Source organism: Rhizobium altiplani (assembly GCF_001542405.1).
In the GTDB taxonomy this organism is placed as follows: Bacteria; Pseudomonadota; Alphaproteobacteria; order Rhizobiales; family Rhizobiaceae; genus Rhizobium; species Rhizobium altiplani.
Map to the genome: position 1 here is coordinate 1 of NZ_LNCD01000054.1, position 4,599 is coordinate 4,599.

The window sequence follows — 4,599 nt, forward strand, 5'->3', positions numbered from 1 at the left end:
TACAATCCTGTTTCATAACGCCCATCTTTCTATGTTGTTGAAGAGAATAAGCTTTCCTGATCTGGAGACGATCCTGTGGGGTGTCGAGGGTTTTGCCGGGCACGATTGAGGATCTGACGTGCTTGTGGAGTCGCGATTCTTGAACGGCTGAAGATCCATGGGCCATCGGGTAGCGGATGAGCCCCCTCAATCTCGCCGGCCTCGGCCGCCAGACGCAGCGTCTTTGGTGTTATCCCGAGTAACTTCGCCGCACCGCTCAGATTAAGCCACGGCTCGACACCGTCGATCTGGGGACGGAAGACCGGAATCTTGCGATATGACCTCAGCGCAGTGACCCGCTCCCGTGTCCAACGATTGCCATTGCCGGTCGTCAGTCCATTGCGATTGAGGACACCGGCAATCACATCGTCATTGGCAATAAGGACGAGCTGTCGCACAGCGTCGACGATGTCGTCAGGCGTCGCGTTTCTTTGCCCGCGGCGCCGTTTAGGCAGGCGCAGCTCGGTATGGACGCCACCAACCCAATGAATGACGAGGACGATCTCAGAGGTTCCATCATCGAGATCGGCGACCACTTCATTGATGAGCGTGCGCACGATGCGCTTCTTCAGCCTTGCATCGGTTGTCGGCGCCGTCCAGACGATGCGAAGATTCCCCGCAAGTGCGGTTACCTGGGAAGCGGACATGGGGAATGGCTGCGGCGCAACTGTCCGATGTTTGGCAATCTTGGCCTCAATCTCGCCGACACGAGCGAGCGCTTTGTTCCAGCGTGCTTCGAGCTCCGACGTCACCAGCCTATTCTCCGGATCGGCCGCGTCGTATTGCCGGAAGGCCCGGTCGGCGACATAGCGCGCTGCCTCGAGGTCGCGCAGCAGGGCATCCTGAACCCGGTCGCGTTGGCTGGCCATATTCCGTTCCGCCTCGATGGCGGCGGCAATGGCTCCCGGTTCCACCACCCCTAGCAGCGCCTCTTCGATCGCGTCATCGACCCGCAGACCGCCGAAAGCAATGCAGCGGGGCTCGCCATTGTCGAGTAGACCACGCCAGCAGGAATAGCGCGGAATGTTATGCTTGGCTCCGGTGTACCGGACCGTCAGCTTCCGACCGCACCTCTTGCAACGGAAAAGGCCGGCAAGCAGAGCGTCACCATGTTTCGGCGCTCCGTGATGGCGGCTAGCCGGCATATTATCGCTGACCATCTTGCGGATCTCCTCCGCCCGTTCCCAACTGACGTAACCTTCGTGTGCATCCGGGATCAGCGCCAACCATTCATCACGCGTCTTGCGGCGAATTCCAGATCGGCCATCGTATCGGGGCACGGAGCGACTCTTACCATAAGCGTACGCTCCGCCGTAGATCGGGTTCGCAATCATCCGGTGGATGGTGGCATAATTTGGCCTTCGCCAGATGACGTCACCATTGGCGTACCTGACCGGCAGGTCCAGCCCCTGCTCGAGGAACCATAGTAGAGCCTGCCGCGCACTGCCGAGTTCGGCAACCTTGTTGAAGACGAGTGCAATGGCTTCCTGGATGCGTCGGTCGGGATCCTTCTCGATCCTGTCACCGGCCTTTACGAAGCCGACCGGAACAGTAACGACGAGTTCACCGCGGCGAGCCTTCTCATAGCGGGCGGAAAGGGAACGCTGACGCAAGAGATCGAGTTCATACTCGTTGAGGCTGCCCTTCAAACCCAAGAGCAGGCGGTCGTTGCCCTGGCGGGGCGCATAAACCGCTTCCTGGTCGACCAGGACCGTATCAACAACACGGCACATCTCGATGAGTTGTTGCCAGTCCCGGCTGTTCCGGGCGAAGCGCGATACCTCACGTGCCGCCACGGCGCCGACCTTTCCAAGGCAGACTTCCGCCACCATCCGGTCAAATCCAGCGCGGGTCACGCCGCCGGCGGCCGAACGACCAAGGTCGTCATCCACCGTCTCTATATGTGACCATCCAAGCGCGGCCAGCCGGTCGCGCATGGCGTACTGGAGGGCGCTACTTTCGCGATTGTGGAGGACCTGGTGAGCCGAGGACTGCCGAACATAGAGGATGGCCTTCCGCTCCAGATGATGCGGCCCGATCTTCTCATGCATCATGACCGGCATCCTTCTGCTGGGAGGCACGCCCGCAGTTTGCGTGATCGACGAACAGCCGCACGATGAGCACCGTCAGCGCTTGGCGGGTCTCCTCTGGCAACTCCAGCCATTGCGGCGTCCCTGCCTTCTTTCCCCGCTGTGGAACCGAAAACAGATCGAACTGGTATGTCATGGACTGGCAAGGCATGGACATCTCTCCGACTCGTTTCGTGAGAGGCCAATGCTGCGCCCATTACCGCAGATTGCGATGAGGCATCGGCGTCTTCCAGTAACTTTGCCAAAGCATGCAGGCTTGAGAGATCGACGTAAGGAACCGGCGGGCTGCGCCAATATCCGCTCACGGAGCGGTCGAACATCCATGCTGGGACTTCAAGAAGTCGATCAGAAGAAGAACCAGAAAGGCTGCAGCGGAAAATATGCGTCCCTTTGGACAGCGCCTCATGGACGTGAACAAACCGCCCGGACCAGGGATGCCACGGATACAAAAGCTCGCGAACCTCGGTCCCGTGGGTGTTCTGTCGTCGTGTTGTACAACACGCTTCACCCGCACAAGGCGTTGGGATATCGATCACCGCGTGAGTTCTTAAACCGTCAAACAGAAGTCTGATCATGTCCGGACTTTATGGGGCAACTCCAAAAGCACCATCGCTTTCAGCGCGTTCAGATCATCCGGAAGCTCGTCCGCCGTTATCGCCATGGATCGAGAACAGCATATTTTACCGCTCGGATCGAGAGGCTGGATGGCGCTGATTCAATTGGTCGCGGCCGTCATCCAGCCTTTACCGGCGTGCGCGTTTCGCTTGGCGCATGAACGCGTTTCCAGTCCAATCCCTCGAACAAAGCCGAGAACTGGGCCGCTGTCAGATGCATCGCGCCGTCCTGCATTCGAGGCCAATGGAACTCGCCATCCTCAAGCCGCTTGTACCTCATCTGGGAATGCAGCCCCGACCAGCGCAGATCAGCAGTTAGTGCGGGTCATGCACCCGTTTCATCCCCTTTTTGGACAACAGCTTCCTTGCGTTGGCGAGCGAGCTAACTCGCAGGGCAAACGTTTGCTGTTGCAGACCGAGGATGCCACCGTTTGGTCCGTTCCCCCGCAATGGACTGACCTTGTCAGCCCAGATCCTGAAGTTGTCATGGGCAACGGACGGTCGCTCTTGCGGGTCATCGACTTAATGGAATTGGCCGCCCTGGTAGAGCGCCTTTCGAGAACACGATGATGTGCAGGAGCTGTAAAGACAAATATGCCGCATCTGTAAAGCTTATTATGCCGCATGGGTCTTATTCTCGTGGAACTTAGTCCGCAATTACAAGGGTCATATAATGCTAAACCATGAGCATTGCCTTGACGAGGCAGTAAAATGCGTCATAATTAGCATTACGATAACGCCGCTTCATGTCCTCGGAGCCATCGATGTCTGCGAAGTACGACAGCAAGCGCACAAAGACGGATGCCCTCATCGAAGAGGGCACGTTCAACCCCACCCCCGAGAAGGTGCGCGATCCAAAGTTCCGGGGCAGCGAGTTCTTCGATCCGCACGACGCCGTGCAGGTCAAATACGAGATGCTGCGTCGCGTCTCCATCGACAAGGTGTCGGTGACGGAGGCCTCCGACGAGTATGGTGTTTCCAGGCCGACTTACTACCAGGCCAAGGTGAACTTCGATATGGCCGGCATTGCCGGATTGGTGCCGACAAAGCCGGGGCCCCGTGGCCCCCACAAGATCGACGACAAGGTCGTGGCATTTCTGCAGGCGCAACTCGCCCCAGGAGAACCCGTCCGCGCCCGGGAACTTGCCAAGCTGCTCCGCCAGGAACTCGATATCGAGCTTCATCCCAGATCGATCGAGCGGGTTCTAAAAAAAAGCGGCAGGTAAACCTTGCCGCGACGGCGGCATGCCCGATCCAACCGTCGACCATCGCGTCCCAGTACGAGGTATTGCGCAAGGCTGCTCTCGGCGCAGAGCTGCCGCTCAAGGCCCGTAGCGGCCTCATGCTTTTTCTGCGCCGCGGCATGTGGGGATGGGCCCAGGCCCTTCCTGCAGCGGCAAACCCTGATCAAGAGCAGATTTACCTGTCGTCGGCCACCCGACCGGCGCACGGCGAACTCAGCGCCGTCGTTCATGTCCTGGCGACCATCGCCATGAGCATCCACCAGCGGAGAGCACCATGAATGTACACCTCAAAGTCCAGTCTCATCACCGTGAACGCAGCGCCTATCTCTACATCCGCCAATCTTCGATGCGGCAAGTCATCGACAATACCGAGAGCGCCATGCGGCAATATGCGCTTCGCGGGCGCGCCATCGCCCTTGGTTGGCGCGAGGAGCAGATTATCGTCATCGATAACGATCAGGGTGAATCCGGCGCATCGGCGGTCTGGCGCGAGGGATTTCAGCGGCTGGTCAGCGATGTCGGCATGGGACATGCCGGGATCGTCATGGGCCTGGAGGTCTCCCGTCTGGCGCGCAACAATGCCGACTGGCAGCGTCTGCTGGAGATCTGCGC

General features: G+C 59.1%; 6 protein-coding genes and 1 pseudogene. 4 read left to right on the top strand and 3 right to left on the bottom strand.

Features of this window, described 5'->3' with window-relative positions; all coding sequences use genetic code 11:
* Positions 1-29 precede the first annotated feature (29 nt).
* The 3 genes from AS026_RS11695 to tnpB form a co-directional block, all read right to left on the bottom strand.
* Positions 30-2,093: a recombinase family protein gene (locus AS026_RS11695; RefSeq protein ID WP_062368484.1), complete on the bottom strand. Its 2,064-nt coding sequence runs from the start codon at positions 2,091-2,093 to the stop codon at positions 30-32.
* On the bottom strand, positions 2,083-2,280 hold the full coding sequence (locus AS026_RS43250) for a hypothetical protein (RefSeq protein WP_028749735.1): 198 nt from the start codon (positions 2,278-2,280) through the stop codon (positions 2,083-2,085). The genes AS026_RS11695 and AS026_RS43250 overlap by 11 nt, the downstream gene beginning before the upstream one ends.
* A gap of 581 nt (positions 2,281-2,861) precedes the next feature.
* On the bottom strand, positions 2,862-3,050 hold the full coding sequence (gene tnpB / locus AS026_RS44490; protein ID WP_412770358.1) for an IS66 family insertion sequence element accessory protein TnpB: 189 nt from the start codon (positions 3,048-3,050) through the stop codon (positions 2,862-2,864).
* Between the two features lie 20 nt (positions 3,051-3,070).
* Between tnpB and AS026_RS44495 the strand changes: the two genes are divergently transcribed.
* The 4 genes and pseudogenes from AS026_RS44495 to AS026_RS11720 form a co-directional block, all read left to right on the top strand.
* Entirely contained in the window at positions 3,071-3,313 is a 243-nt protein-coding gene (locus AS026_RS44495) for a DUF5372 family protein (RefSeq protein WP_160330105.1), read from the top strand.
* A 194-nt stretch (positions 3,314-3,507) separates the two neighbouring features.
* On the top strand, positions 3,508-3,969 hold the full coding sequence (locus AS026_RS11710; protein ID WP_062369699.1) for a helix-turn-helix domain-containing protein: 462 nt from the start codon (positions 3,508-3,510) through the stop codon (positions 3,967-3,969).
* Positions 3,970-4,031: 62 nt separating this feature from the next.
* Positions 4,032-4,265, top strand: a complete 234-nt coding sequence (locus AS026_RS11715) for a hypothetical protein (RefSeq protein ID WP_062369700.1) — start codon at positions 4,032-4,034, stop codon at positions 4,263-4,265.
* Positions 4,262-4,599, top strand: a pseudogene (locus AS026_RS11720) (recombinase family protein); the annotation flags it as partial. The gene AS026_RS11715 and the pseudogene AS026_RS11720, both read left to right, overlap by 4 nt.